The sequence below is a fragment of the Kitasatospora sp. NPDC001660 genome (assembly GCF_053596725.1).
Window position 1 is genome coordinate 1 of sequence record NZ_JBSFGU010000056.1, and the last position, 25,234, is coordinate 25,234.

Genomic DNA, 25,234 nt, shown 5'->3' on the forward strand with positions numbered 1-25,234 from the left:
GCCACCGGCATGCGCTGGGCGGACAGCAGCACCATCTGGGCCCGCCGCCAGGTCACCACCGACCCGGTGCCTCTGCGGATGATCCGCAGCAGCCGCCTGCCCTCGTCGTCATCGATCTCACGGACCTGCACGCGTTCAGCCACGCGATCATTCTGACCGCCCGGAGCCGCCAGCCGCAGCAACCGGGCGCCTCGTCACAAGAGGGCGAACATTGTCTGATGCGGCACTAGGATCTGCAGCATGGCAACACGACTTGTGCAGATCAACATGAAGGCCCAGGACGACTCCGTGCTCGGCCGGTTCTGGGCGGAGGCGCTCGGCTGGGGTGTCGACAGCGAGGGACCCGGCGTGACCAACCTCGAACCCGTGGGGTTCGCTTACCCCGACCCCGTGGCGGTCTGCATCGACATCATCGCCCGCCCGGAACCCAAAACGGTCAAGAACCGGGTGCACCTCGACCTGGCCACCACCTCGACCGCCCATCAGGCGGAGCTGGTCGCACGTCTGAAGGATCTCGGCGCGACGCTCGCCGACGTGGGTCAGGGCGACGTCCCCTGGACGGTCATGGCCGACCCGGAGGGCAACGAGTTCTGCGTCCTGGAGCCTCGCCCGATCTACCGGGACACCGGGGAGATCGCCGCGGTGGTGGTCGACTGCGCGGATCCGCGGGCCATGGCGCGGTTCTGGGGCGAGGCGATGGACTGGACGCTGCACGAGGTCACCGACGACCACGCGACCATGCGCTCCGCCCAAGGCGTCGGCCCCTACCTGGAGTTCCTCCGCACCCCCGACACCAAGAGCGGGTGGAACCGCGTCCACCTCGACGTCCGCCCCTATCCCGGTGACGACCTGTCAGCAGAGGAAGCCCGACTGCGCGCCCTGGGCGCCACCGACCCCGGTATCGACCAGTCCGCAATCTCCTGGACGGTTCTGGCCGACCCGGAAGGCAACGAGTTCTGTCTCCTCGCCCCTCGCTGACCCCGGCCCACCGGGGTGGTCCGCGGGTGGTCGGCCTAAGGCGGCGGGCAGGGTGGAGCGGGAGGCTCCGCGCTCAGGGGTCCAGTACGGGTCGCACGGCCCGGGTCCTGGCAGCCTCGGCAAGCCGCAGTAGCTGACTGAACGTCATCAGTGGAGTACCCCGGTTGCTCCAGGAGTCCTGCGCCGGGCGGTGCTGCGCTGGTACGGCGACACCCCGGGCGCAGTTCGTCAGTCGCTCGCCGACCCCGGGACGTCCGTGCCCGAATCGGTCACACCCGCATCCGCACCGCCCGCCCGCTCACCCGCCCCCGGGCGTCCTCCGGCCCGGCCCGCACCGTGAGGTCGCTGGGCCGGCCCGTGTCCTCGCCCTGGCGGACGGTGAGCGTGGTGGCCGTCTCCACCAGGCCCAGGGTGCGCAGGTAGCCGCCGAAGGCGGCCGCCGGCGACCAGGGCGTCCTCGATCTCGCCGGTGAAGGCGCCCTTGTCGTGCAGCTCGGCGTGCCGGCCGGGTTCGAGGTTGCCGGCCGCGGTGAACGGCACCAGCTCGACGTAGAGACCCGGATGGCGGTCGCGCAGGCCCTCGGTGACGAGGGCGACCCGGGCCGGCGACATCGGGGACGTGCGGGCGCCGATGTGGACGGTCCTGGCGGTGTTCAGCACGAAAGCCCCTTCCCCAGTTTCCGACATACCGTCGGAAACTGGGCGTGTTCGATGCGGGTAGCATGCGGTCAACATCTCGTCAGATGCTGGGAGTTGGCGTATGAGCACACTGGTGGTGGGGTCGCGAGCCAGTCACCTGGCGCGGGCCCAGGTCAGGGAGTTCCTGGCGCCGCTGCGGGAGCGCTTTCCCGACATGGTCTTCCGCCAGCGGGTGATCACGGAAGCGGGCGACCAGGACCGCCGGTCGGCGCTCAGGGAGGTGTCGGAGCGAGGCGGCGGCTCGGCGTTCTCCGTGAACCAGGTGAACGCGCTGGTGTCCGGCGAGGTCGACGTGATCGTGCACTCGCTCAAGGACCTGCCGACCGCGAACCCGCCCGGCCTGATCCTCCTGCCCCCGCCCACCCGCGCCGACGTGCACGACGCGCTGTGCGGCAGCACCCTGGCCGATCTTCCGCGCGGTGGCCGGATCGGCACGTCGGCGTCGCGCCGGATCGCCCAACTGCTGCACGTCCGCCCGGACCTGGTGCCGGTGGAGATCCGGGGGAACGTCCCGACCAGGCTCGGCAAACTCAGGACACAGCAGCTGGACGCCGTGGTCCTCGCCACTGCCGGAATCAGGCGGCTCGGCCGCGGCGAGGAGATCAGCGAGATCCTGCCGATCGAGCTGTTCCCCCCATCGCCCGGCCAGGGCGCCCTGGGCATCCAGATCCGGGAGGACAACGAGCTGGCCCGCCGGATCCTGGCCGGGTCCGGTGACCCGGTGACCGACGCGGAGGTGCGGGCCGAGCGGGCGATGCTGGCCGAGCTCCACGGCGGGTGCTCGGTGCCGGTCGGCGCGTTCGGCAAGGCCGACGGCGACGTGCTGACCCTGCACGGGCAGGTCACCTCCGTGGACGGCAGGCGGCAGGTGGAGGCCCGGTGCTCCGGCCCGTTGTACGAGCCGGAGAAGGTGGGCGTGCAGGTGGCCGGCCTCCTGCTGGACCAGGGCGCGGAGGGCATCCTGGCGGAGGTCCGGGCCGCCGCTTAGGGCGCGCCCCGGCCTAGCCGCACACCCGCATGACGAACGGCCAACAAGGTGAACCTGGTCAACCTGAAGGCAGGAAAAGCACCGGCCGACACCGGGGGGAGGTCTGATTGTGTGCGATCCACTCTGGCGGCCGGTTCGGCACAGATCTGCCCTGATGCTGCCGAAAGGCCGTCCCGCCTCCGCACCGGCAACACACCCGAGGAGCAGGAACGACGATGGCACCCGATCCGACAATCGCCCAGGTGACCATGACCCTGGCTGCCCTTGCAGCCACCGGGGCCACCCCGCGCCCGTCCGGGGAAACCCTGAAGCATCAGACCGAACGAATCATCACCGGCATCGACGCGCAACTGAGCGATCCCGGCCTTGCGACGCAGGGCACGTGGGAGCTGGTGTGGCTCGCCCTCAGCGAGGCCAACGCCAATATGGCCTACATCGCACGGAGCACCACCGGCTCGAACGAGTTCGCCGTGGTCGCTCGCGGAACGGACGCTGATCTGACCGACGTCCTCGAGGACCTCGACGTCGGCACAGTCGTCCCGTTCCCCGAAAGCGGATCACCGAAGCCCATCGCCGTTTCCAAGGGGGCGATGGATGCGTTCAAACGGGTTGTCAACACCCGCTCGATCGCCTCGCCCTCGCCGAACGTCACGCTCGCTCAGGCGCTCGCCGCCGCGCTGAAGTCGGCGCCCTCCTCGCCGCAGCCGACCGTCTATCTGACCGGTCACAGCCTGGGCGGCTGCATCGCCACCATGCTCGCGCCGTACCTGCAGGCACAGACCTGGCCGAAACAGCCGAAGTTCGCGGTGATCACCTATGCCGCTCCCACCGCCGGCGTGCAGAGCTTCGTCGACTACTTCAACTCCGTGCCGTGGGTCATCGACGAGCGCCAGAACAACGCCTACGACCTGGTACCGCACGCGTGGGCCGATCTCGACACCACCGCCGACTGGTACCCGAACCCGGGACCGCAGGCGACCGAAGAAGTGAAGCTGCTCATCGGGGCGATCTCCAAGCGCAGCAATGGCCACGTCTACGTCCAGCCCGGCACGCTCTGCCTGATGAACACCGGATACACGAGCCTTGCCAAGAACCTGGTCAACAAGACCACCCAGGACTTCCTCGGCCAAATCGCCTTCCAGCACGCCAACTCCACCTACCTGGACCTGGTGGGGGCGCCTGCCGTCCCTTCCGGGCCGGTGGTGACCGATGTGACCCCCACCTTCGGCGCACGAGGCGCCACGGTGACCATCGACGGCACCGGTTTCAGTCCGGACAGCGTGGTCGACTTCGGCCACTTCGCCTGCACCGAGTACGGCATCGACCCCTCCGGCACCAGGATCACCGCTCAGGTCCCCGACGGGACCGGCGTCGTCCACGTCCGCGTCACCAACACCCTCGGCACTTCCCCGGCCGTCGCGATGGCGCAGTTCGCCTATGGCGGACCCGCGCCCGTGGTGGTCAGTGCGGTCAGCCCGACCAGCGGAACGGTCGGCACCCCGGTCACCATCAGCGGCTCGGGCTTCGCCGCGGGCGCCACCGTGCACTTCAAGGACAAGGCATCCGATTCGGTCACGTTCGTCTCCACCGGCCAGATCACCGCAACCGCGCCCGGTCAGCTCGACGACCGCCAGACGGTGGACATCACCGTGACGGTCGGCAAGGCCACCTCTCCCACCAGCCCGGCCGACGAGTTCACCTACACCGGACGGTAGCGTCCGCACGCCTCGTTCCCGGGGGCCCTTCGAGCAGCCCCGGGCCCTTGCCGCCGACCGGTCGAACCGTGCCCGGGCCAGGCAGTTGGCCTCGCGGAGACCGTTGGGATCCTCGAACGCACAGGAGACGAACCCCTCCGTATCGGCTGGATCGACACGGCAGATCGATCATGGGCATTCACGCTCTTCCTCGATGCCACGGCCACCAACATGCCGGCCTGCGCCGGCGTCGCCTTCACCGGCACGGGACGGACCGGCTGAAAGCGGAAACGCTCGACTGGTCAACTCGACTGCCCACTGGCCAACCGAAGCGCTCAGTCACAGCGGCCGCCGTGACTGAGCGCTTCAGTTGGCGACTTGAGCGTTGGCCGGGCGGGATATCCCGAAGTTGGGCCCGTGAGCCTGGTTTTGATGACTTCGCCCGCTCGCCCCCACGCCGACCGACGTGCCATCGCCATCGATGCCGCAGGGCGCGTCCGTCCGCTGCCTCGCTCCGGCGATCTCGGGCGCCTACGGGGCCAGCTCGCGCAGCACGGCCGAGGCGAGTGCCGCGTCGAGTGCGCCGACTCCGGTGAGGTCGGCGACCGTGATCGCACCGTCCGGCCGCTCGGCGGGCCTTTCGAGCAGGAGGCCGATGGGCGTGTCGCTGGTGTCGGTGGTGGCCCCGGCGCGCACGGCGTGGCCGAAGTCGCCGTGGTCCAGGCACTGCTGGTGGTCGTCGGTGGCGATCAGTGCCGCGCGGGCGAAGAGGGCCGACGGCAGTTCGTTCTTGTGGGGCATGTCGGTGCCGATGCCGGTGACGTGCGCGCCCGCGCGGACGTCAGCGGCCCGCAGGACCGGAGCGGTGGCCGGTGTGGTGGTGACGACCATGTCGGCTGCGGCCGCCTCGTCGGCCGAGGCGGGCCGGGCGTGGAGCCCGAGGGCGTCGAACGCCCCGCACAGCGACCTGGTCTTGTCCTGGCTGCGGCCGTGGACGAGCACCGTGTCGATCGGGCGGAGCCTGGCCAGCCATTCGACCTGGAGGCGGGCCTGTTCTCCGGTGCCGAACACCGCCAGGGTGGCGGCGTCGGGCCGGGCCAGGGCGTGGGTTGCCAGGGCGCCCGCGGCGGCGGTGCGCCAGGCGGTGAGCAGGCCCTGGTCGTCGAGGATCGCGCGGATCCGGCCGGTTCGGGCGCTGACGACACAGACCAGGCCGTGGTTGGTGGGCAGACCGGCGGCGGGGTTGCGGTAGAAGCCGGTGGCGATCTTGACGGTGAAGTCGGGCGTGTCGGTGACCCAGCCGGCCTTGACGTGGCAGTCGCCGTCGGCACCGGGGAACTGCACGTGCAGCGGTGGCGGCACGGTGGTGCGGCCGTGGGCGTGGGCGATCATCGCGTCACGGACGGCGGCGAGGACCAGCTCCGGGGTGGTGGCGCGCTTGATCGCAGCGGCGCCGAGGACGGGTGGGGTCATCGGTTCGCTCGCAGCCACTGGGCGAAGGCGGCCAGGCCCTCTTCGGGGTTGGCGCGGCCGACGCCGATGCGGAAGCGGTCGGTGGGGGTGGGGGTGAGCTCGGAGCGGTAGATGCTGGCGGGCAGCAGCAGGACGCCGGCCTCCTCGACCAGGCGGGTGCAGAACTCCTCCACTCCCTCCGGGCCGAGGTAGCGGGGGTAGGCGACGCAGCCGCCGTCCGGGGCCCGCCACTCGAAGAGGTCGGGGTGCTCGGCGAAGAAGGCGTCGAAGATCCGCAGGTTGCGGGCGATGAGTGCCCGGTTGCGGTCCAGGATCGTGGCGCGGGCCTTGAGCGCGACGCGGGCCAGGACCTCGCTGGGGGCGGAGTTGCAGATGGTGGTGTAGTGCTTGGCCCGCTCCAGACGGGACAGCAGCTCGCGGTCGCGGCAGGTGATCCAGCCGATCCGCAGGCCCGGCAGGCCGAGCGACTTGGAGGTGACGTTCAGCGACAGGGCTCGCTCGGACAGGTCGGCGGCCTGCGGCAGGGTGAGGGCCGCATCGCGTTCCAGGCCGCGGTAGACCTCGTCGCTGAACAGGTGGATGCCGCGCTCGTCGCACAGCCGCGCCAGCTCGGTGAAGTCGGCGGCGCTGATGACCTTGCCGGTGGGGTTGTTCGGGAAGTTCACCGAGACGACCCGGGTGTTCGGGCGGATCGCCGCCCGGATCGCGTCGAGGTCCAGGGCCCAGTCCCGGTCGGGGGCCAGGGCGACGCCGGTGACCTCGCACAGGGCGAGTGGCACGGTCTCGGCCGCCTGGTAGTTGGGGGTCACCACCACGGCGTGGTCGCCCGCGCCCAGCAGCACGTTCATCGCCAGGTAGAGGGCTTCCTCGGCGCCGGCGAAGCAGATCACGTCGGCGGCGTCCGCCCGCTCGTACATGCCGGCGATCGCCTCGCGCAGGGCCGGGGCGCCGTAGGTCTCGGTGTAGCCCAGCGACAGGTTCTCGAACGCGGCACGGTCCCCGTCATCGGCCAGGGCGAGCAGCTCGCCCAGGGTCATGGTCTGCACGTCGGAGGCGGTCAGGTGGTGGCGCGCGGTGAACTCCCACCGGGAGAAGTAGGTTTCCAGGCGGAAGTCGGGCAGCCGGGTCATGGCGTGTGGTCCTTGGTGCTGGGGGTTCGGAGTTCGGCCAGCAGGCCGTAGAGGGTGGATCGGGAGACCCGCAGGGCGGCGGCGACGACGGGGGTGGCGCGGCGCACGGCGAAGACCTTGGCCTCCTCCAGGCGGCCGAGGACGGCCAGGCGGTCGGCCCGGGTCAAACGCTCGACGGGGCGGCCGCACTCGCGCACGTACGTGCCGACGATGTGCTGGACGCGCTCGTGCCAGTCCTGCTCGAACAGCGGCTCCGGCCGGGGCGTCGTCGGGGCGCCGAACGCGGACAGCACGGCCGCGGCCTGCTCCAGCGGCGTGCGGTCGAGGTTGACGCACAGTACCGCGGCGGCCTTCCCGTCCGGCTCGCGCAGGACGGCACTGACCGACGACAGCCGCCGGCCGTCCGCCAGCACCTTCTCGTACGGGCCGAACACGTCCCGCGCGGACGGGTCCAGCGTGTCCAGCTCGCCCAGCAGCGAAGGATCCCCTGGGCCGCGGGAGCCCATCGGATTCCAGACCGCCAGGATCCGGTCGGTGTCCGGGTCATGCAGCACCACCTCGGCATACGGGCCCAGCAGCAGCGCGACGGCCTGCCCCACGGGCGCCCACATCCGGACCCGGTGATCTGTGCTCTCTTCGCCAGCCTCCATGCACTGGACTATACGTCCACACTGGACAAAGCGTCCACTCCTGGCCTGTCCCGGCGGCGCAAGCAAGAGGGACGCTTCGTCGGTCCCGACGACGGTGCCCGGTCAGGAGATCGAGAAACCCATTTGGTTCACCACCGGCGTCATCGGCACGTACAAAACCTGCGAGTAGCAGGTTGTCGAGTGTGCCGTCGCCCCGGCCGCGCAGCCGACCTCCGACCGGCCGGCGACGATCACGCCGCGGGCCTCCATGTCGCCGTTCGCGCCGGACGGGTTCGCCAGCGCGGGTCCCCCGCTGTCGCCCTTCGCGGCGATAGCGCGCCGGTCCCCGCCCTTGGACTCCGCGACATCCACCGGCTTGACCTTCGTGCCCTCGTCGTTCGTCGTCTCCACGTCGACATTCCTGACCTCCACATCGCACTTCCACCCCGACTGGGCGCCGCTGAGGCAGATGAGGTCACCGACGTTGTTCCGTCCGGCGCCGTACGTGCGCCGGGAGGAGCCGCTGTTGTCCGACCAGGCGCCGTCGTAGAACCGGCCGCCGCCGGTGCCGTTGATCGCGATCATGCCGACGTCCAGGCCGTCGGCGATCGCGTACAGGTCACCGATGTAGCCGCCGGTGCCGTTGTAGTAACGGCCGCCACCGCAGTGCGCGGCGGTCAGCAGGACCTTCGTCTTCTCCCTCCACCCGCTGAACGCGGTCGAGCAGAACGTGACCTTGCCGGTGTTCACCTCGGCGCCCGCGTAGTACGGCGCGTTGTCGGAGTGCCGGCTACCGGACAGCGGCACCGGGGTGCCCTCGGCGGTCGCGGTCACCGGCATGCCGGCGATCTCGGCGGCCCGCCGGGCGTACGTCTGCTCGGTGGCCGGGGCGCCGGTCAGTCGAGTCGCCTTCGTCGGTGAGTAGGTGATGGCGATGGCGGCGCCGTCCTCCTGCGGGCCGATCGACGTCCACGTCTCGCGTGTCACGGCGGCGGTGAAGCGGTCGATCGCGGCGCTCATCTCGGCGCGGGAGTACGGGCTGCGGTGGATGTCGACGGTGTAGCCGTGGCTGGCGTGCGCGTCGAGCAGTGCCCGGACCCTGGCCGGGGCCTCGCCCTTCCAGTAGATGTCGGCGTGCTGGTTCGCCGCGTCGATCACGGTCCCGGCGTAGCCGGCTGCCGCCGGGTCGCCGGACTCCACCCAGTCCTGCACCGGGTCCGTCATGCGGTGGAGCTTCTGCTGGGCCTGCGGGTCGCGGAGCACCGGCAGGCTGACCGACGGGATCGGGTCGTCCTGCGCGACGTCGGCCGCGATCAGGGTGGAGGCGGCTGCGGCGGTGAGGGCCAGGGACAGCGCGAGGCGGGAGCGACGCATGGGCGGGTCCTTCGGTGGGCTGACGGGCCGGCACCCAGCGTAGGGATCGATCCACGGTTCGCCTGGCCACACGGCGCGCACCGGGCCGCAGCGGGCGCGCATGAGGAGCAGCGCGCCCCCGGGCGGGGACGGGGGCGATCCTGCCCCGAGATCGGGCGGAGGCCACAGTCGTTGCTCCAGGTGCTTCCCTCAGGTCGGCGGGGATTGACTGGCCACCAGAGAGCTGTCGTCTCCGTCGGCTTCGCCGCCGCGCGGATCCCTCTCCCGCCGTGCGGATTCATCCCCGGCACCCCTTGATCGGTGCTCTCACCCGTCTACGGTCCACGGCCGTCGGACCCACTGAAGCCCTGCCGGTGCCACCGTGCGGCCGACTTGGCGCCCGGCCTGGGGTCTGTGGCCATTGCGCACGACACGGAACGCCTACCGCTCCCGCGCAGGCCCTGTGGGCGAGCCGATCCTCGCTGGTGTGTGCGTGGCCTGACGCGGCTCAGCGCGCCGCGTCGCCGCCGGCTTTGAGGCGCTGGAGCGAGCGGGTGAACGGTGCGGCGAGTTCGCCCAGCGGCTCGAAGAAGCGGTGGTCGCACTCCTCCACCACACGGACCGTCCGGTTGGCCAGGTCACGGCCCGCCGGTGTCACCTGGAGGGCACGGGCGCGCTTGTCGGTCGGGTGAGGGAGGCGTTCGACCAGGCCGCCCGCCTCCAGGGTGCGCAGCACCTGCGAGGTCATCATCGGGTCGGTCGCGGTGTGGTCGGCCAACTGCTTCTGCGTGATCGGGCCGTCGCTGCCGAGCCAGGTGAGGGCGGCCAGCAGGACGAACTGGACGTGGGTGAGGCCGTGCGGCTTGAGGGCTGCCCGCTGGGCGGCCTGCCAGCGGTTGGTGATCTGCCAGAGCAGCAATCCCGGGCTCTCCTCGGCGTCGTCGAAGGAGGTGGCCAGTTCACGTTCGGTCATGGGCGAAGAGTCCTTCCTGGGACACGGCGGACATCGTCGACCCGGTCGACGTCGCCGTCCCGCTCATGGCTGCTCGGATGAGGGTGAAGTCGCCCTCGCTCAGCTCGATGAGACCACGGCGCAGTTGGTGGCCCCAGTTCGGGTCGGCCGTGAGGTCGAGGGCGTGGCGCAGGTGGGCGATCGGCGTGTCGGTGGTGGCGTGGTAGTGCATGCGGCGCCGCCAGGGCTTGAAGTCGCCCTCGTCGGCCTGCCAGATCGTCTCGTCGGCGACCTCGGCGAGCGCCGTGAACGCCTGGAGCGGGTCGCTGTCGCGCAGGCGGGTGCGCGGCGAGTAGTAGACCAGCCAGTCCCCGGTGCGCAGTCGCGCGAGCGGGGGCCTCTTGCCGTGTCCGAGCTGGGCGATGCCCAGCCGCCTGCCGCGTTGGACGTGCTCGCGGCAGACGACTCCGAGCCAGTACTTCACGCTGCGACCTCGGCCTTCGCCTCGGCGGCGGCCTTGAGCCCGTCGAGGTCGCGCGGGACGGTGGTGGCGATCCCCTTGCCGAGGATCTTGTTCCACATCCACGCCATCGGGCCGGCCAGGCTCGCGGTCACCCGGACGACCGTCGCGCCGGTCTCGTCCACGTCCACCTGGTGGCGGAAGGTCAACTTGGCGCCGGGCAGCAGCGACACGTCGGTGAATTCGCGCTCGGTCAGCACGGTGATGACGAACTTGGTCTTGGGGCCGCCCTTCGGCTTGAGCACCCCGGTGGTTCCCTGAGCGAACGGCCCGTCGAGGCGGACCCACTCGGTGTCGGTGCTCCACTCGGGCCAGGTGGCCGTGTCGGCCCAGTGGGCGAAGAAGGCGGCAGGAGCGGCGGAGGAGGAGATCCGGGCGGTTCCGAGAGTCATCATGCAAGTAGTATGCGCGCTTAGTATTGCTGGGTCAAGCCTCCCCTCACACCTGTCGCGAGCGCGGTCCGGAGCCGCTGGTGATCCGGCGTGAAAGCGTTGGTAGTGGCAGCGGCGGGCGACGGGATGTCATCCCCCGGTGGCAGGAGCGTCAGCGCATGGCCCTACCCTGAGTTGCTTTCCGGGAATCGTGGGAAGGCGGACACGGTGCAGAGCGGCACGGTCGTGGCGGGGCGGTACTTGATGGACCGCCCGATGGGCGCGGGTGGCATGGGCGAGGTCTGGGCCGCCCAGGACCAACTGCTCGACCGACGGGTAGCGGTGAAGCTGCTGCACGAGACCGACGAGGACGCCCGGGCCCGCTTCCTGCGGGAGGCGCGGGCAGCCGCCGGACTGCAGCATCCAGGGATCGTGGTGGTCCACGACTTCGGCGAGTTCGAGAACGCGCCCTTCCTGGTCATGGAAATGCTGGAGGGCCGCTCGCTGGAGGCCCGCCGGGACGACGGCCCGGTGACGGTGGGCTGGGTGGCCGAGGTGGGCGCCCGGGTAGCGGAGGCGCTGGCGACGGCGCACGCGTCCGGACTCGTCCACCGCGACGTCAAACCGAGCAACCTCTTCCTCACCGAGGACGGCGGTGTCAAGCTGCTGGACTTCGGCCTCGTCCACGAGCGCCCGCAGGCCGTCCAGGACGGTTCGGAGCAGGCCGGCCACACCACCGCCGCCGGCACCCTTGCCTACATGGCCCCCGAGCAGTTCCGCGGCCGCATCGTCGATGCCCGGGCCGATCTGTACGCACTGGGCGGAACCCTGTACGCCCTGCTGGTCGGGCATCCGCCGATCCGCGGCTGGGCGGCCCGGGTGCAGCACACCCCGCCCGCGCAGCTTCGGGACGTGCGGCCGGATGTGCCCAAGGAGCTGGAGAGGCTGATCCGCTCCCTGCTGGAACTGGATCCGGCGCGTCGCCCTGCGGGCGCCGCGCCGGTCGCCAAGCAACTGTGGAAGCTGGCCGAGCGCTACGGCCGCAGGAAGGCCCCTCAGATGATGGGGCCGATACCGAAGCGGAAGAAGCAGGCCAGGAACGCCGTCCTGTTCAGTGCGGGCGTGCTGGTGGTCGCCATGATCGCCATGCGGCTGGTCTCCGAGCTGCCCCTCGGCTCGTCCGACGACTCTGCGGCCGCGGCGTGGAACCCGGACCACCCGACGGCCTCGGCGCGTCCGGCGCAGCTCCACCCCGGTGACTGCGTCAGCTACTCCTCGCAGGTCGGCCCGGAGGATGTGAACCTGGACGCCCAGGTCGGCTGGAAGCCGGTCGACTGCGGCCAACCGCACCAGGCTCAGGTGAGCAAGGTCCTCACGATGGCGGCGCCGACGTCCGAGGCGCAGTGGAACACCGCCCTGGCCATACTCGGCTCCGCCTGCCGGGTCGCCGCCTTGGACGTCGAGTCCGCCCACCCCGACCTGCGCTTCGGGCAGGTGGTGCTCGGCCCGTCCAAGGCCGACTGGCTCTCGGGGGCCGAACACTTCGCCTACTGCACGCTGCACCCGCGGGACGGCGGCCAACTCCCCGTGGACGTCCGGCCGCAGCCAGGACACTAGTACTCCGACAGGACTTCGACGTTCTGCCTGATCAGAGGACTGCGCGGTGAGTGTGGTGGGCTGGCGCCCGTCAGGGGCGGTCTTCTCGGGGCCGCCCTCGATCGTGTGCAGCCGGCGTTGGGCGGCCGTCCAGCAGCACTACGCACCCGCTGTCCTTCGCGACCTTCGCCGACGCGCGGTCCAGACGGGGAGAGCGTGCGGCCAGCAGGTCGATCACCTCCAGCACCCACCGGCGCACCGTGGAGGCCGAGACCGCGTTGCCGCCGGCCAGGTCGGCCAGCCGCCCGTCATTGCGCAGGTGGGCCAGCACTATGACCGCTCTCCAGACGCATCCACTCGCCCAGCAGACAGAGGCGGCAGTCCCTGTCTCAAGCGGTGGCGAGTGTGTGCCCCAACAGCGACATCGCGTCGGGTATCACCCGCCGCCAGAAGCCATCCGTGTGCTCTCCGTCGGGGAACCGCGCCTCTCGCGCTCGCGCCTGCCGCGCGACCTGGCGGGCGGCGGGGCAGAACGGGTCCTCCTGGCCGCACCACACGCCGAGGGTACCGACCTGCATCCGGTCGAGGCGCAGTGTCGGCTCGTGGGCCTGCCAGTCCGGCTCGTCGGCGTACTCGCCGGTGGTGCGGGCATCCGCCCAGGTGCGGAAGACGGCCGGGCTGAGCAGCGCCACGGCGTCCAGGTTGCGGCTGCTCTGCGTACGCCCGAGGGCGTACTGCAGGGCGCCTGAGCCGCCCATGGAGATCCCCATCGCGGCCCGCGGCGTGGGCAGTTGGCGGGCGTGCAGCCAGCCGGGGAGCTCCTCGCGGAGCATCGCCTGCGGGTCGTCGCCGTCGCCGGAGGAGTGCTGGTGCCAATACGTGGCGTCCCCGCCGTCCACCGCGACGACGGCGAACGGCGGCACGCCGCCCTTGACCGCGGCCGCCAGGAACTGCGGCGTCCCCAGCGCCACCATGCCCTGCGCGTCGCTCCCACGCCCGTGCAGCATCACGCAGACCGGCAGGTTCGTGCTCGCCGTGGTGCCGGGCGGGAGCATGGTCACCATCGTGACCTCCCGACTCCGCGCCGCCGAGTGCACCTGCTCGACGTGCACCGGTCCTGGCGCCACGTCCGGTACCGTGCCGTCCGTCCCGGTCAGCCCCAGCACCTTCTTCAGCTCCACCCCACCGGGCAGGCACCCGGCGAGCATCCCGCCCGCGGCTGCAGCCCCGAGCACCGCACCGCCGCCCACGGCGCCGGCCCCGAGCCGAAGCAGGCGCCGCCGCGACACCGCGCGGTCGGCGGGGTCCGCCGAGGGCTGCTCGGTGGCGCTGTCTCTGTGTGTGGTCATGTCTGTCGGCCTTTCGCCGTTCGGTTCCATGCGTGCGGCCGCGGGCAGGCGCCGCACAGGTCCAAGCCCGTGAACATGCCCGCGTTCATACGGTGCATGGAGCTATGGAGCTGACGTCCGCCCAGGTGCAGGTCGGAGGGGTGTGCGCTGGGCGGGGCCGTGTCGGATGCAACGAAACCCCGGTCAGACAAGTGACCGTCAAGTCGCCCGTGCCAGCCGGAGTTTCGATGCGTCGCCAGTCTGCCATGGTCCGCCCGACCAGCCCATCCGCGTGTCAACTCCATGGCGGGGCCTTCCTGATGGACCGGCTGACGATCCTGCCCGACCCTCGCGAGCTGCGCGGCCGGCGTCACCCGCTGGTGTGCGTACTACTGGTCGCGGCCAGTGCGGTGCCGGCCGGGGCGCGTTCCTACCGCGCGATCGGGCAGTGGGCCGCCGGCTGGTGGGCGAGGTGGTGGCGGTGGTGCGCCGTTACCGGGTGGCGAGGCCGTCCACCAGGGCTCGGAGCCCGTCCGAATAGGTGTCCTGGGCGGTCAACGCCTCCCACCGGTCGGCGACTTGTACCAACCGGGGAACCTCGTCGGGGTCGAGGTCGGCGAAGACGCTCTCTCGGTAGACGGGCCGGTCGTCGTCCGCGCGTCGCCGGTCCGCTGCCGCCCGGACCGTGATCTCTCCGGCCGTGTAGTACCAGATCGCGCGGTAGCCGTGCACGGCCTGGTCGAGGGTCAGCCCGCAGTCGACGAACCCGTCCACGATTTGCTCGACGAACCACAGCGCGGTCCTGGACAGCAGGTCGTCAGCAGTCAGCACCGCCACGATCCAAGGGCAGGCTGCCAGAACCTCGTGGATCGCCTCCGCGGCGGCGATGATCCGCTCACGGGGCTGAGCGGGCAGTTCGGGCCGGCGCAGTGTCCGCGTCGCGTAGTCGTCCAGCAGCAGCACGAGCAGCTCGTCCTTGTTGCGGACGTGATGGTAGAGCGCCATGGGCGTACTGCCGACCTCCATGGCCAGCCGACGCATCGTCAGCCGGTCCACGCCTCCCTCGTCCAGGATCCGAAGGGCCGTCCCGATGATCTCCTCGCGGGAGATCCGGGGAGGTCGGCCGGGAGTCTTGCGCGGTGGAGGCGTCTGCGACATGCCCCCATCATCCCCCGGGTGTCGACAGCGTGGCGCACCAGGCGCTAGTTTTCGTACATGTACAAAAACTTACGGGGGCGCCCCGGAGCCGTGCTGGCGGCGGCTGCCGTCGCACAGTTCGTCGTCGCCCTGGACATGGCAGTGGTCAACGTCGCACTGCTAGCGATCCGCCTCGCACTGGGATTCACCCCGCTCGGCCTCTCCTGGGTCGTGCACATCTACGCGCTCACACTCGGCGGACTTCTGCTGCTGGGTGGCCGTGCCTGCGACCTCTACGGTCGGCGTCGGCTCTTCGTGCTGGGCCTGGCGGTCTTCGGGGTGTGCTCACTGGTGGGCGGGCTGGCCCGGGCGCCCTGGCAACTGGTCGCCGCCCGAGCCGGCCAGGGCCTGGGTGCCGCCGCAGCCGCTCCAGCCGCGCTGGCCATGCTGACCGCCACGTTCCCCGAGGGGCCTCAGCGCACCCGGGCGCTCGGGGTGTGGAGCGCGGTGAACGCGGCGGGCGGCGCACTGGGTGTGCTCGCGGGCGGGCTGCTGACGCAGTACGCGGGCTGGCGGTGGGTCATGCTGATCAACCTGCCCATCGTCGCGGCGGCTCTCGCACTGGTCCCCGCGGGTGTGCCCGCCGACGCACCTCCCGCCCGGCGCGAGGCTCCGGATGCGCTCGGCGCCGTCCTGGCAACCGGCGGAATCGGGCTGCTGGTGTTCGGCGTCGTCCGCACCGACACCGTCGGGTGGACCTCCCCGGCCACACTGGTGGCCCTCTGCGCCTCGGCCGTACTGCTGGCCGCCTTCGTCGTCGCCGAATCCCGGACCCCCGCACCGCTGTTGCGCCTCGGGCTGCTGCGCAGCCGCTGGGTCGCCGGCGCCAACGTCCTGGTGTTCCTCGCGGCGGCCGGGCAGTTCACCGCCTTCTACTTCGTGTCCCTGTACCTGCAACAGGTCCTCGGCCTGGGCGCCGCTGCCACCGGCGCCGCGTTCCTGCCCTTCTCCGTCGGCCTGGTCGCGGGTACCATCGCCGCGACCCGCGTCACCTCCTCTCGCTCCCCGCGCGCGGCTCTGGTGCCCGGCGCTCTGCTGGCCGCCGCCGGGCTGGCCTGGTTCTCCACCATCAGACCGGAAGGCGGCTTCCTCGCCGACGTACTCGGCCCGTCCATCCTCACTAGCATCGGCACCGGACTGGTCCTGGCTCCGGTCGCCGCCGCCGCGACCACAGGCGTCGCCCCCCGCGAGGCCGGCATGGCTTCAGGAGTCTTCAACAGCTCCCGCCAACTCGGCGGCTGCGTGGGCCTGGCCGTCCTCGCGACCTTCGCGGCGCACCGCACCGGCGCGGCCACCAGCCCCGCCGCACTGAACGACGGCTACGCCCTGGGCCTGGCGGTCACCGCCGCGCTCTTCCTGCTCGCCGCGGCCGTTGCGATCGCCGTACTGCCTCGCCGCCGGACCACGGCAACCACCCCGCAAGCCGCCACCCTCACCGAGAACCAACCGGAAGGAACAACGTCATGACCTCGACACCCATCGACCTGTTCGCCTCGGCACTGCTGTTCCACCCCGACGGTGACGTCCGAGCCGCCGAACGCCGAATGACGAGCAGCGACTCAGGCGCATGGCAGATCGCGACCTTCCACGTGGAGACGGACGCCGACGTCCACGCCGACCACTGGGAAATGCACCCGGAGGCAGACGAGGCGGTGTGCTGCCTGGCCGGCGGCGCGCGGCTGCACTTCCGCCCCACCGGACCCGGCGAATCCAGCGAGGCGGTGCAGTTGCCGGCGGGCGCCGCCGTGATCGTTCCCCGCGGCCGCTGGCACCGCCTGGAACTGGACGCTCCGAGCGACCTCATGTCGATCACCCTTCGCCGCGGCACCCGCCTCGAACGCACCGACACCCGCTGACCGAAGCGTGGCCCGCCAGACCCTGCTGCCGGGCCACCACGCGCTGCCCAGTGCTCACGGCAGCTGCGTCGAGGCGCCGGCGGCCGTGCGGCCAACGGACCCGAGCAGTGCGCGGACCGAGTGGTCCGGCCGGAGCCCTCCGCGTGTTCGACGCGCATCGACGGACGGTCACCCGGCCCGCTCGTCCCGCACCGCGTGGACCGCCACCAGCGCCACGATCGCCGTCACCAGTACACCGACCACCGCCCAACCGGCCACCGTGGTGAACAGGAACCGGAACAACCCGTGAACCAGGATCCGCCCCAGGAACCGCCCGATGAACTTCATCCGCGAACCGTACCCGACACCCGGGAATGGGCCGACGGGCCCCGCCCGGGTCAGCACCGCGATCTGCAGGGTCAGGCGCAGCAGGTCTTCGTTGGAACGTTGGGAGCGCGCGTCGGCGATGGCGGGGAGGTCGAGGAGGTCGCGCAGGTCCTCATCGGTGACGACGGGACGAGGGCACCGGCCGTCCCAGGCCTGAACCGACTCAACCGTCGCTCTGTGGACCGGTGAGGTTCTTGGTGAGCCACTCCAGGGCCATCGGAATCAGCTTCTCGAAGTCCACGGTCTTGTGCCTGCCGCCGGGCTGCTCGTAGTACTCGACGGTGGTCGGGGGGACGGCCTTGGCGACCCAGTCCTTGACCAGGTTGACCTCGTAGGAGACGCCGCCACCGGCGGTAGCGAGCATCCTGACGTCGGCTTTGCTGGTGGCGATCAGCTTGTCGGGACCGTTGGCGGCCTGCTCGGCCTCGTGGCCCTTCCAGAGCAGGGAGTCCGCCTTGAAGTCGCCGTCGATCGGTACGGCCGCCCTGTAGACGTCGGGGTGCTGCATGGCCAGCTTGGCGCTGCAGTCCGCGCCGCTGGAGGTGCCCATCAGGCCCCAGCTCTCAGGGCCCTTGAGGGTACGGAAGTTGGCGCGGACGAAGTCCGGGATGTCCTGGGACAGCCAGGTGCCCATCTTGGGCTGGCCGGGTATGTCGGAGCAGTCCAGGGACCGGTGCTCGTCGGCCGTCAGGTTCTGCACCGGCATGATCATGATGAAGGGATGCGCCTTCTGCTCCTGGACGAGCTGGGCGTCGATCTCCTGGATCGGCAGCTGGTTGTCCGTCCAGGTGTTGTAGCCGTAACTCTGACCGCCCGCGTAGAGGGTGAGCACGGGGAAGCCGAACCGGGCGTACTTCGGGTCACTGTACTGCGGCGGCAGCCAGACCCAGACCTGCGCGGAGACGCCGGACTTCTTACCCTCCAGGGTGGTCATCATGATCGGCCCGGCCTTGGTGTCACGGGACTTCTTCAGGTCGGCGGCCGGACCGGCCGGCATCACGACCTTGGAGTCCTTCGGCGGCGCGCTGCTCGCCGCAGCGGACGGGGTGGACGCGGTGCCCGCCGCCGTGTTGTCGCCCGCCTTGGGATCGGCGGCCGGCCTGCTGCCACTGCTGCAGGCCGCCAGAGCGGCGGACAGTGCGAGCGCGGTGATACCGGCCAGGACCGCACGGGTACGGGCGGGCTGCGACTGTGGCTGCTGCATGGTGAAAACTCTCCGATCGATGTCAGGCCCCGCCGGACGGAACCGGGCAGTGGTCCCCGGTGAGGCCACCGAGGAGGTCGCGCGCAGTGTTCCGGCGTACCGGCGGCGGGCTGCCGGGGATGCGCTCCTCCCAACCTCAGGACGGTTGGTTGCGGGCGCGGGCGTACGCGCCGCGCCCGCAACCGGGCCGTCAGCGGGGCGGGATGATCCCGGTCAGCCACTTGAAGGTCGGGACGACCAGCGGCTTCCAGGTCGACGTCAGGTGCGGGCCGGTGGTCTCGAACGGGGTGACGGTGGTCGGGCTCTTCGCCGCCTGCTGGAGGGCGGTCGCGTCCTCCAGTCCGTCGCCCCGCTTTCCGGTCACGTAGAGCGCGACGTTCGGCGGGGTCTGGGCGTGGGTGAGGATGTGGAGCGGGTTGGCACTCTCACGCAGCTTCGGGTCCTTGGCGGTCAGTGAGCCGGGCTCGCCGGCCGGGTCGTTGTAGCCGGACATGCTGATCGCGGCGCGGTACCGGTTGGGGTGGGAGAGCGCGAGGCGCAGGGCGCAGTGGGCACCGGCCGAGTAGCCGGACAGGGCCCAGCGGTCCGCGGTGGTGTCGGCCCGGAAGTTGTCCGCGATCATCTGCGGGACGTCCCGCGAGAGCCAGGTGTCGGCGTTGACCTTGCCCGGGATGTCGGCGCACCCGGTGTCGGTGTTGCCGAGGAGGGTGACGCGCGGTGCGACCAGGATGAACGGCGTCACCTGACCGGCCTTCATCTGCGGTTCGAGCTGCTTGGTCGCTTCCATCGCATCGCCGAACCAGGCGCTGGAGGATCCGGGGAACCCGACGAGCAGTTCGACCACCGGGAAGGTCTTGTCCTTGTAGGCCGGGTCGTCGTACTGCGGCGGCGTCCAGACCAGCACCTCGCCGTCGACTCCGGAGAGCGGGCCCTTGAGGTCGGCCTGCTTCACGTTCCTGGGCACCGCGTCCGAGTCGGGTGCGTGGAAGGCCTGCGCCACCTTCGGCGCGGGGGTGCCGGACGGGCCGGCGGGGGCGGCATTCCGGTCGCCGACCAGCCCTTCGTCCTTCGGGGGCACGGGCACGGCCCGGACGTGGCTGGAGTTGCCCAGCAGGTCGCCCCAGCTGTCGTAGAGCTGGTTCTCGTCGTTGACGATCACGAAGACCATGGCCACGGCGGTGAACTGGCAGAGCAGCACGGTGCCGAGGTACGAGAGTGCGCGCAGTGGCGTGCGCCGTCGCTCCACTGTCCGCGCCGGCCCGAAGAGGGCTCCTCCGCCCAGCCATTGCACCATGGCCAGCGCTATGGAGGCCGCGAACAGGACGACGGTGAGGACGAGGAGGGGAGTGCTAGTCAGGTTCATTGCGTTCGTGCCGGTTTCTGTGCCGTCCGGGCCCGTGTGCCCGGTCGCATGGGGGACAGCCTGGAACGGCCGTTCGGTTGCTTCTTCCTGGGAGTTTCCTGGGAACTGTCGAGGGCGGTCCTGCGGCCCGGTACTTCCGGAGGCCGAGGACATCGCCGAGGCCGCCGCCGCGGGCCACTGGGGCTGAGGCCCCGCCCCAACGATCGATCACCGAGCCGACCCGGGCTCGCGGCGGCGGCGTCCGGTCGACAGGCCGGACGCCGCCACCGCTCGGCCTACCAGGCCTACCGGGCCTACTTGGGGAGCAACGAGTCCCCGGTGACGGTACGGGTGGTGCCGTCGGCGAGGGTGAGGGTCACCGATTCGGGCAGGCCGCCGTTGTCGTGGTCGGAGCCGGGCCACCAGGCGGTCCAGCGGCCGTTGTCCAGGGTGACCTCGAAGGTTCGCCCGGCGTCCGTCATGGTGACCGCCTTGACGTCGGCTCCGACGAGACCCTCGGCGTAGTTGAACGTGGCCGAGCCGCTGCCGTGGGAGCCGCCGGTGTCGTAGGTGATCACATCGCGCGGGACGGGCTTCACCTCACCGACCGACATCGACAGGCCGCTGTTCTTCGAGGCGACGTAGCAGAGCATGACGGTGCCGCCGCGGGCGACCACCATGGAGGTGACCTTGCCGCGGAGGTCCGCGTTGGTGATCGTGACGGGCCCGCCGGGGTCCGGCATCCCGTCCAGGCACCACCTGAGGGTGTCGGCGCCCCGGCCCGTCGAGGTGTCCACGGGAGTCGGGCGGCTGGTCCAGCTGGAGAGTTCGGCGGAGCTCAGCGGCCCGCTGTTCGCCCGGTCGTACAGTGCCACGCCCACCACGGCCGTACCCGCGGCGAGGGCGCCGGCGAGCGTGAAGGCCAGCCGTCGCCGCAAGCGCGGCCGGGCGGGCTGCCTGGTGGGCGAGGTGGCGGGGGTGTCGAGGTCGATCTGGCGCATCAGGCGCTCCCGGTGTAGGGCGTGGCGTCCTGGCGGGAGGTCGCGCTCGGTCGGCAGGGGCAGGTGCCCGAGCGGTTCGGCGCGCTCGACCGGATCCGGCCGCTGGTCGGCGTTCACTGGTGTGCCTCCTTGGGGGACAGGGCCGCGGTCGCGGGCCCACTCTTCATCTGGTGCGGATCGCGGCTGAGTTCCCCTCTTTTCTGCGGGGCCCGGCGGGCGGCCGCCTCGGTGAGGCGGTGCAGCTTGGCCCGGGCGCGGGAGAGCCGTGAGCGGACGGTGCCCACCGGTACGCCGAGGGCCTCGGCGGCCTCCTGGTAATCCAGGCCGGCCCACACGCACAGGGCCAGCACCTCGCGGTCCGGCCGCCGCAGCCGCGCCAACGCGTCCTGCAGGGCGGCGATCCGCGCCGCGTCGTCGATCCGCCCGGCCGCCTCCTCCGCGAAGTCGGGGACGCCCTCGGGCACGGGCGGCAGCTGGGCCATCACGTGCCGGTGTCGCCGGGCCGCCCGGCGCTGGTTGCTGACCAGGTTGGTGGCGATGCCCAGCAGCCAGGGCCGCAGTGACCCGCCCTCGGCGCTGACCCGGCCGTGCTGCCGCCACGCCTCCAGGAACGTCAGCGACATCACGTCCTCCGCCGTCGACCAGTCCCCGGTGAGCCGGTACGCATGGTTGTACACCGAGCGCGCGTACGCGTCGAAGAGCTGCCCGAACGCGTCCCGGTCACCGGCACGCACCCGAGTCCGCATCTCTGGATCTGAATAGTCCACGCCCACTATCTGGTGCGACGACTCAAGCCAGTTCCCATGACGCACATCACATGCCTCCGGCGCCCACCGTCTGCCCGGTCGGTCGTGTGGTCTGTTCTTCGCCGGACGGCGGGGCGAGCCGTCCGAGATCATCCGGCAGACGTGCCGGCAGGGGTGCATGACCCAGTCGCGGTGGTGGCACTCACGGGGCAGCGCGCGCTGGAGAACGAGGTCGCGCTCCGGGGCGCAAGAGGGCCGCCGCCCGCCCGGACCGGGGCCGGCAGCCTCATGGCGAGGACCGGGGCGGCGGGAGCGGGGATGGCGGGAGCGACCGGACGACGGGCCAGGTGCGGACGACCTCGTGCAGCGGGGAGAGGTCGTAGGTCTGGCGGGAGTCATCCAGGGCCTTGGCCCAGTCCCGTTCGAAGGCCTGCAGCCAGCGGGCCGAGCGTTCGGGGCGTTCGGGGCGTTCGGCGCGGATGCGGGTGAGCAGCTCGGCGGACTCCGCCTCGCGCGCCGACCGGGCCTTCCCTGACGACATCACGCCGGCCTGCGCAGCCAGGCGGCGGGCGCGGCCGGTCGGCAGACAGGGCAGGCGCAGGTCCCCTGATCACGGAGTTACGCCGCCCTTTGATCACTGGGGAGACCTATGCCTGTGCGTCCAACATCTTCGGCATGATTCGCATATGACGCAGCGTCAGTGTTGCCGCCTGGGGCAACCAGGGCGCCGTTGACGAGGCGAATGAGGTGACACCGGCGGCAGCGACGGCGCCGAGGCAGTCGTCGGCGGCGAAGCCGCGGTCGGCCAGGTCTGCCGAGATGGCACGCGCTTCGGCGAATACCGTCGATCCTTCGGTCGGGGTGCCGCAGCAGCAGCCCCGGCAGACCATGACGGTGCAGCGGGCCGCCGCCCCCGGGCGGGAGCGGCGGCCCGCTTGCGGGTGCGCCGACTCACCGGCGGCCCTCGGCGCGGGCCCTGGTCCAGGCAGCCTCGCGCAACAGCCGCAGGCCGTTGAGACCGACGATGACCGTGGAGCCCTCGTGGCCGAGGACACCGAGGGGCAGCGGCAGGGTGGCGACCAGGTCCCACACCACCAGCACCGTGATGAACACCGAGGCGATCACCAGGTTCTGCACCACGAAGGAACGGGCCCGCCGGGAGAGCGCCACCACGGCGGGAACGGTGGCGAGTTCGTCGCGCACGATCACCGCGTCGGCGGTCTCCAGGGCGAGATCGGAGCCGGCCCGGCCCATCGCGATGCCGGTGTGGGCGGCGGCCAGGGCGGGGGCGTCGTTGACGCCGTCCCCGATCACCATCACCTTGCGGCCGGCCTGCTCCTGGTCCTTCACGGCGGTGACCTTGTCCTGCGGCAGCAGCCCGGCGCGCACGTCGGTGATGCCGACCTCGACGGCAAGGCGCTGGGCGGCGCGCGGGTTGTCGCCGGTGACCAGCATCGGCGCGGTGCCCGTCAGGGCCGTCAGCGCGGTCACGGTGGCGGCGGCGTCCGGGCGCAGGCGGTCGGCGATGCCCAACAGGCCGACCGGAACACCGTCGGCCTCGACCAGAACGGCGGTGCGCCCGCCGTCCTCCAGCTCGGCGGCGACGGCGGCGGCACGGGCCGAGACGGCGTCCTCGGCGTCGTTCAGCAGCCGGGCCGGGGCGCCGACCGCGACAGCGCGGCCGGCGACGGTGGCGGTCACCCCGATGCCGGGGGCGGAGGCGAAGTCCTCGGCCGTGGCCAGGACCAGGCCGCGAGTGCGGGCGGCGTCCACGACCGCGCGGGCGAGCGGGTGCTCGCTGGGGTGCTCGGCCGCCGCCGCCAGCGCCAGCAGCTCCTCCTCGACCAGGCAGGAACCGGCCAGGGGGCGGATGTCGGTGACGCGCGGGGTGCCCTCGGTGAGGGTGCCGGTCTTGTCGAGCGCGACGGCATCCACCTGGCCGAGCCGCTCCATCACGACGGCGGACTTCACCAGCACGCCGTGGCGTCCGGCGTTGGCGATCGCGGACAGCAGCGGCGGCATGGTGGCCAGCACCACGGCGCACGGGGAGGCGACGATCATGAAGGTCATCGCCCGCAGCAGCGAGCCGGTGAACGCGGCGCCGAAGGCCGGCGGCACGGCGAACACCGCGAGGGTGGCGATCACCATGCCGATCGAGTACCGCTGCTCGACCTTCTCGATGAACAGCTGCGTGGGGGCCTTGGTCTCGGAGGCTTCCTCGACCATCTTCACGATGCGGGCGATCACCGAGTCGGAGGCGTCCCGCTCGACCTTGACCCGCAGGGCGCCGGTGCCGTTCAGGGTGCCGGCGAAGACCTCGTCGCCGGTCTCCTTGGTCACCGGCAGCGGCTCGCCGGTGATGGTGGCCTGGTCGACCTCGCTCGCGCCGTCCAGCACCCGCCCGTCGGCGCCGATCCGCTCACCGGGACGCACCAGGACCGTGTCGCCGACGGTCAGCTGCCCGGTCGGGACGGTCTCCTCGGTGCCGTCGTCCAGCAAGCGGGTGGCGGTGGCGGGGGCGAGGTCGAGCAGGCCGCGCACCGAGTCGGCGGTCCGAGCGGTGGCGATGGCCTCCAGCGCGCCGGAGGTGGCGAAGATGACGATCAGCAGCGCGCCGTCCATCACCTGCCCGACCGCCGCGGCCCCGAGCGCGGCGACGATCATCAGCAGGTCGACGTCGAGGGTCTTCTCCTTCAGCGCCTGAAGGCCCGCCCAGGCCGGCTCCCAGCCGCCGGTCGCGTAGGCGAGCGCGTACAGCGGACCCCACGCCCACGCCGGGGCGCCGGTCAGCTGTAGCGGCAGCGCGATCAGGAACAGCACCGTCGCAGCCAGCGCCCACCGGGCCTCGGGCAGCGCGAACACCCGCGTACGCCGCCGCGGGGCGGCACCGGCGGATGCGGCGGCCACCTCGGGGGCGGGGCGCTCGATCAGGGTGGAGGACATGGCAGACAGGACCCTTCGCACAGGCCATGGGCAGGGCTAACGACCCAATTCACGATACAGGAACACATGAACAGTCCTTCATCTATGACCTGTAGTATTGGCACATGGGTCATGGAGCCGCTCCCGCGAAGAACGCCGTCCCGCGCACGCGCCTGGACGCAGCCAACGCCGCCCGGGTGGCCACCACCCTCCAGGCCCTGGCCACCCCGTCCCGGCTGCTGATCCTCGCCCGCCTGCGCGAAGGCCCCTGCGCCGCCACCGAACTCGCCCACGAGGTCGGCATGGAGCAGTCCGCCTGCTCCCACCAGCTTCGACTGCTGCGCAACCTCGGCCTGGTCGTCGGCCGGCGCCAGGGCCGCTCCGTGGTCTACGCGCTGTACGACAACCACGTCGCCGAACTCCTCGACCAGGCCGTCTATCACACCGAGCACCTGCGCCTGGGACTCAGCGACACCGCCGACACCGCGGATACGGACCTCGCGGGCGGCGAGGCGGCCCAGGTGGCGCCCTGACCGGCCGTACGGGTCGCCGCACCATCTGCCGTCGCCGTGTGTAACGGTGGTGACGTTGGGTCACTCGCTTGCCCGGCCTCGTCCAGCCGCTCGGCCCGGCCGAACGCCCGGTAGAGCTGTCCCACCACGCACACCACGTGGGCGTCGCGCTCGACCGCCCCTTGCGGCGGCTCGGGGTTGGAGAACACCACCTTCTTCCAAACCGGCGGCACCAGCTTCTGGTCGATCTCTCGCGGCAGCAGCGGCTTGAGCCTCACCTTGCGCCGCGACAGCGCGGGCAGCCGCTTCACTGCCTCCAGCCCATTTCGGGAGGCAGTTGCGAGGGTCACTGTTCTCGAATTGTTCACGAGCACCGG

General features: G+C 71.5%; 24 protein-coding genes and 5 pseudogenes. 8 read left to right on the forward strand and 21 right to left on the reverse strand.

Annotated features, from left to right (window positions below; all coding sequences use genetic code 11):
• Positions 1–143 (reverse strand): annotated as a pseudogene (locus ACWCXH_RS34585) (IS630 family transposase); the annotation flags it as partial.
• 97 nt (positions 144–240) lie between these two features.
• Between ACWCXH_RS34585 and ACWCXH_RS34590 the strand changes: the two are divergent.
• Positions 241–978 (forward strand): VOC family protein, encoded by a 738-nt coding sequence (locus tag ACWCXH_RS34590; protein WP_449805480.1) that lies wholly within the window; start codon positions 241–243, stop codon positions 976–978.
• A 269-nt stretch (positions 979–1,247) separates the two neighbouring features.
• On the opposite strand, the pseudogene ACWCXH_RS34595 reads toward ACWCXH_RS34590, so the two are convergent.
• Both ACWCXH_RS34595 and ACWCXH_RS34600 read right to left on the reverse strand, forming a co-directional pair.
• Positions 1,248–1,418: pseudogene (locus tag ACWCXH_RS34595) on the reverse strand (PhzF family phenazine biosynthesis isomerase); the annotation flags it as partial.
• Between the two features lie 58 nt (positions 1,419–1,476).
• Positions 1,477–1,713 (reverse strand): annotated as a pseudogene (locus ACWCXH_RS34600) (hypothetical protein); the annotation flags it as partial.
• A 25-nt stretch (positions 1,714–1,738) separates the two neighbouring features.
• Here ACWCXH_RS34600 and hemC point away from each other — a divergent pair.
• Both hemC and ACWCXH_RS34610 read left to right on the forward strand, forming a co-directional pair.
• Positions 1,739–2,665, forward strand: coding sequence for a hydroxymethylbilane synthase (hemC, locus tag ACWCXH_RS34605; protein WP_449805481.1), 927 nt, complete (start codon positions 1,739–1,741; stop codon positions 2,663–2,665).
• Between the two features lie 248 nt (positions 2,666–2,913).
• Positions 2,914–4,380 (forward strand): IPT/TIG domain-containing protein, encoded by a 1,467-nt coding sequence (locus ACWCXH_RS34610; RefSeq protein WP_449805520.1) that lies wholly within the window; start codon positions 2,914–2,916, stop codon positions 4,378–4,380.
• Positions 4,381–4,890: 510 nt separating this feature from the next.
• Here the strand turns inward: ACWCXH_RS34610 and ACWCXH_RS34615 are convergent.
• The 7 genes from ACWCXH_RS34615 to ACWCXH_RS34645 form a co-directional block, all read right to left on the reverse strand.
• A complete protein-coding gene (locus tag ACWCXH_RS34615) occupies positions 4,891–5,832 on the reverse strand; it encodes an ornithine cyclodeaminase family protein (protein WP_449805482.1) in 942 nt (313 codons plus the stop codon).
• Complete coding sequence (locus ACWCXH_RS34620; RefSeq protein ID WP_449805483.1) at positions 5,829–6,962, reverse strand: aminotransferase class I/II-fold pyridoxal phosphate-dependent enzyme; 1,134 nt, start codon at positions 6,960–6,962, stop codon at positions 5,829–5,831. Before ACWCXH_RS34620 ends, ACWCXH_RS34615 begins: the two co-directional genes overlap by 4 nt.
• Complete coding sequence (locus ACWCXH_RS34625; RefSeq protein WP_449805484.1) at positions 6,959–7,612, reverse strand: helix-turn-helix transcriptional regulator; 654 nt, start codon at positions 7,610–7,612, stop codon at positions 6,959–6,961. Before ACWCXH_RS34625 ends, ACWCXH_RS34620 begins: the two co-directional genes overlap by 4 nt.
• 102 nt (positions 7,613–7,714) lie before the next feature.
• Entirely contained in the window at positions 7,715–8,965 is a 1,251-nt protein-coding gene (locus tag ACWCXH_RS34630; RefSeq protein WP_449805485.1) for a hypothetical protein, read from the reverse strand.
• Between the two features lie 487 nt (positions 8,966–9,452).
• Entirely contained in the window at positions 9,453–9,917 is a 465-nt protein-coding gene (locus ACWCXH_RS34635) for a MarR family winged helix-turn-helix transcriptional regulator (protein ID WP_449805486.1), read from the reverse strand.
• Positions 9,904–10,380, reverse strand: coding sequence for an EVE domain-containing protein (locus tag ACWCXH_RS34640; RefSeq protein WP_449805487.1), 477 nt, complete (start codon positions 10,378–10,380; stop codon positions 9,904–9,906). Before ACWCXH_RS34640 ends, ACWCXH_RS34635 begins: the two co-directional genes overlap by 14 nt.
• A complete protein-coding gene (locus tag ACWCXH_RS34645; RefSeq protein ID WP_449805488.1) occupies positions 10,377–10,811 on the reverse strand; it encodes an SRPBCC family protein in 435 nt (144 codons plus the stop codon). The genes ACWCXH_RS34640 and ACWCXH_RS34645 overlap by 4 nt, the downstream gene beginning before the upstream one ends.
• A gap of 204 nt (positions 10,812–11,015) precedes the next feature.
• On the opposite strand from ACWCXH_RS34645, the gene ACWCXH_RS34650 reads away from it, so the two are divergent.
• On the forward strand, positions 11,016–12,404 hold the full coding sequence (locus ACWCXH_RS34650) for a protein kinase domain-containing protein (RefSeq protein WP_449805489.1): 1,389 nt from the start codon (positions 11,016–11,018) through the stop codon (positions 12,402–12,404).
• A gap of 70 nt (positions 12,405–12,474) precedes the next feature.
• Here the strand turns inward: ACWCXH_RS34650 and ACWCXH_RS34655 are convergent, their stop codons facing one another.
• Both ACWCXH_RS34655 and ACWCXH_RS34660 read right to left on the reverse strand, forming a co-directional pair.
• Positions 12,475–12,714 carry a hypothetical protein gene (locus tag ACWCXH_RS34655; RefSeq protein ID WP_449805490.1) on the reverse strand — a complete coding sequence of 80 codons (240 nt, stop codon included), beginning with the start codon at positions 12,712–12,714 and terminating at the stop codon, positions 12,475–12,477.
• A gap of 58 nt (positions 12,715–12,772) precedes the next feature.
• A complete protein-coding gene (locus ACWCXH_RS34660) occupies positions 12,773–13,732 on the reverse strand; it encodes an alpha/beta hydrolase (RefSeq protein ID WP_449805491.1) in 960 nt (319 codons plus the stop codon).
• Between the two features lie 299 nt (positions 13,733–14,031).
• Between ACWCXH_RS34660 and ACWCXH_RS34665 the strand changes: the two are divergent.
• Positions 14,032–14,160: pseudogene (locus ACWCXH_RS34665) on the forward strand (transposase family protein); the annotation flags it as partial.
• Between the two features lie 43 nt (positions 14,161–14,203).
• Here the strand turns inward: ACWCXH_RS34665 and ACWCXH_RS34670 are convergent.
• Positions 14,204–14,869: a TetR/AcrR family transcriptional regulator gene (locus ACWCXH_RS34670; protein WP_449805492.1), complete on the reverse strand. Its 666-nt coding sequence runs from the start codon at positions 14,867–14,869 to the stop codon at positions 14,204–14,206.
• Between the two features lie 57 nt (positions 14,870–14,926).
• Here ACWCXH_RS34670 and ACWCXH_RS34675 point away from each other — a divergent pair, with 57 nt between their 5' ends.
• Entirely contained in the window at positions 14,927–16,375 is a 1,449-nt protein-coding gene (locus tag ACWCXH_RS34675) for an MFS transporter (protein ID WP_449805493.1), read from the forward strand.
• Positions 16,372–16,764 (forward strand): cupin domain-containing protein, encoded by a 393-nt coding sequence (locus ACWCXH_RS34680; protein WP_449805494.1) that lies wholly within the window; start codon positions 16,372–16,374, stop codon positions 16,762–16,764. The genes ACWCXH_RS34675 and ACWCXH_RS34680 overlap by 4 nt, the downstream gene beginning before the upstream one ends.
• 168 nt (positions 16,765–16,932) lie before the next feature.
• Here the strand turns inward: ACWCXH_RS34680 and ACWCXH_RS34685 are convergent, their stop codons facing one another.
• The 7 genes from ACWCXH_RS34685 to ACWCXH_RS34715 form a co-directional block, all read right to left on the reverse strand.
• The gene (locus tag ACWCXH_RS34685) at positions 16,933–17,091 is read right to left on the reverse strand and encodes a hypothetical protein (protein ID WP_449805495.1); all 159 of its coding nucleotides are present in this window, start codon (positions 17,089–17,091) and stop codon (positions 16,933–16,935) included.
• Positions 17,092–17,293: 202 nt separating this feature from the next.
• Positions 17,294–18,334, reverse strand: a complete 1,041-nt coding sequence (locus ACWCXH_RS34690) for an alpha/beta hydrolase (RefSeq protein WP_449805496.1) — start codon at positions 18,332–18,334, stop codon at positions 17,294–17,296.
• A gap of 190 nt (positions 18,335–18,524) precedes the next feature.
• Positions 18,525–19,697, reverse strand: coding sequence for an alpha/beta hydrolase (locus ACWCXH_RS34695; RefSeq protein ID WP_449805497.1), 1,173 nt, complete (start codon positions 19,695–19,697; stop codon positions 18,525–18,527).
• 293 nt (positions 19,698–19,990) lie between these two features.
• A complete protein-coding gene (locus tag ACWCXH_RS34700) occupies positions 19,991–20,794 on the reverse strand; it encodes a hypothetical protein (RefSeq protein ID WP_449805498.1) in 804 nt (267 codons plus the stop codon).
• Positions 20,791–21,423, reverse strand: a complete 633-nt coding sequence (locus ACWCXH_RS34705) for an RNA polymerase sigma factor (RefSeq protein WP_449805499.1) — start codon at positions 21,421–21,423, stop codon at positions 20,791–20,793. The genes ACWCXH_RS34700 and ACWCXH_RS34705 overlap by 4 nt, the downstream gene beginning before the upstream one ends.
• A 286-nt stretch (positions 21,424–21,709) precedes the next feature.
• Positions 21,710–21,964, reverse strand: coding sequence for a DUF6247 family protein (locus ACWCXH_RS34710; protein ID WP_449805500.1), 255 nt, complete (start codon positions 21,962–21,964; stop codon positions 21,710–21,712).
• A 410-nt stretch (positions 21,965–22,374) separates the two neighbouring features.
• On the reverse strand, positions 22,375–24,366 hold the full coding sequence (locus tag ACWCXH_RS34715) for a heavy metal translocating P-type ATPase (RefSeq protein ID WP_449805501.1): 1,992 nt from the start codon (positions 24,364–24,366) through the stop codon (positions 22,375–22,377).
• 104 nt (positions 24,367–24,470) lie between these two features.
• Between ACWCXH_RS34715 and ACWCXH_RS34720 the strand changes: the two genes are divergently transcribed.
• Positions 24,471–24,878, forward strand: coding sequence for an ArsR/SmtB family transcription factor (locus ACWCXH_RS34720; RefSeq protein WP_449805502.1), 408 nt, complete (start codon positions 24,471–24,473; stop codon positions 24,876–24,878).
• Positions 24,879–24,982: 104 nt separating this feature from the next.
• On the opposite strand, the pseudogene ACWCXH_RS34725 reads toward ACWCXH_RS34720, so the two are convergent.
• Positions 24,983–25,168: pseudogene (locus ACWCXH_RS34725) on the reverse strand (hypothetical protein); the annotation flags it as partial.
• Positions 25,169–25,234 lie beyond the last annotated feature (66 nt).

What these genes read in the sequence shown, in the direction of transcription:
- ACWCXH_RS34660 (WP_449805491.1), bottom strand. Translation starts at nt 13,732, where the DNA reads ATGACCACACACAGAGACAGCGCCACCGAGCAGCCCTCGGCGGACCCC.
- ACWCXH_RS34715 (WP_449805501.1), bottom strand. Translation starts at nt 24,366, where the DNA reads ATGTCCTCCACCCTGATCGAGCGCCCCGCCCCCGAGGTGGCCGCCGCA.
- ACWCXH_RS34670 (WP_449805492.1), bottom strand. Translation starts at nt 14,869, where the DNA reads ATGTCGCAGACGCCTCCACCGCGCAAGACTCCCGGCCGACCTCCCCGG.
- ACWCXH_RS34615 (WP_449805482.1), bottom strand. Translation starts at nt 5,832, where the DNA reads ATGACCCCACCCGTCCTCGGCGCCGCTGCGATCAAGCGCGCCACCACC.
- ACWCXH_RS34690 (WP_449805496.1), bottom strand. Translation starts at nt 18,334, where the DNA reads ATGCAGCAGCCACAGTCGCAGCCCGCCCGTACCCGTGCGGTCCTGGCC.
- hemC (WP_449805481.1), top strand. Translation starts at nt 1,739, where the DNA reads ATGAGCACACTGGTGGTGGGGTCGCGAGCCAGTCACCTGGCGCGGGCC.
- ACWCXH_RS34695 (WP_449805497.1), bottom strand. Translation starts at nt 19,697, where the DNA reads ATGAACCTGACTAGCACTCCCCTCCTCGTCCTCACCGTCGTCCTGTTC.
- ACWCXH_RS34620 (WP_449805483.1), bottom strand. Translation starts at nt 6,962, where the DNA reads ATGACCCGGCTGCCCGACTTCCGCCTGGAAACCTACTTCTCCCGGTGG.
- ACWCXH_RS34630 (WP_449805485.1), bottom strand. Translation starts at nt 8,965, where the DNA reads ATGCGTCGCTCCCGCCTCGCGCTGTCCCTGGCCCTCACCGCCGCAGCC.
- ACWCXH_RS34625 (WP_449805484.1), bottom strand. Translation starts at nt 7,612, where the DNA reads ATGGAGGCTGGCGAAGAGAGCACAGATCACCGGGTCCGGATGTGGGCG.
- ACWCXH_RS34720 (WP_449805502.1), top strand. Translation starts at nt 24,471, where the DNA reads ATGGGTCATGGAGCCGCTCCCGCGAAGAACGCCGTCCCGCGCACGCGC.
- ACWCXH_RS34590 (WP_449805480.1), top strand. Translation starts at nt 241, where the DNA reads ATGGCAACACGACTTGTGCAGATCAACATGAAGGCCCAGGACGACTCC.
- ACWCXH_RS34705 (WP_449805499.1), bottom strand. Translation starts at nt 21,423, where the DNA reads ATGCGGACTCGGGTGCGTGCCGGTGACCGGGACGCGTTCGGGCAGCTC.
- ACWCXH_RS34685 (WP_449805495.1), bottom strand. Translation starts at nt 17,091, where the DNA reads ATGAAGTTCATCGGGCGGTTCCTGGGGCGGATCCTGGTTCACGGGTTG.
- ACWCXH_RS34635 (WP_449805486.1), bottom strand. Translation starts at nt 9,917, where the DNA reads ATGACCGAACGTGAACTGGCCACCTCCTTCGACGACGCCGAGGAGAGC.
- ACWCXH_RS34610 (WP_449805520.1), top strand. Translation starts at nt 2,914, where the DNA reads ATGACCCTGGCTGCCCTTGCAGCCACCGGGGCCACCCCGCGCCCGTCC.
- ACWCXH_RS34675 (WP_449805493.1), top strand. Translation starts at nt 14,927, where the DNA reads ATGTACAAAAACTTACGGGGGCGCCCCGGAGCCGTGCTGGCGGCGGCT.
- ACWCXH_RS34710 (WP_449805500.1), bottom strand. Translation starts at nt 21,964, where the DNA reads ATGTCGTCAGGGAAGGCCCGGTCGGCGCGCGAGGCGGAGTCCGCCGAG.
- ACWCXH_RS34645 (WP_449805488.1), bottom strand. Translation starts at nt 10,811, where the DNA reads ATGATGACTCTCGGAACCGCCCGGATCTCCTCCTCCGCCGCTCCTGCC.
- ACWCXH_RS34680 (WP_449805494.1), top strand. Translation starts at nt 16,372, where the DNA reads ATGACCTCGACACCCATCGACCTGTTCGCCTCGGCACTGCTGTTCCAC.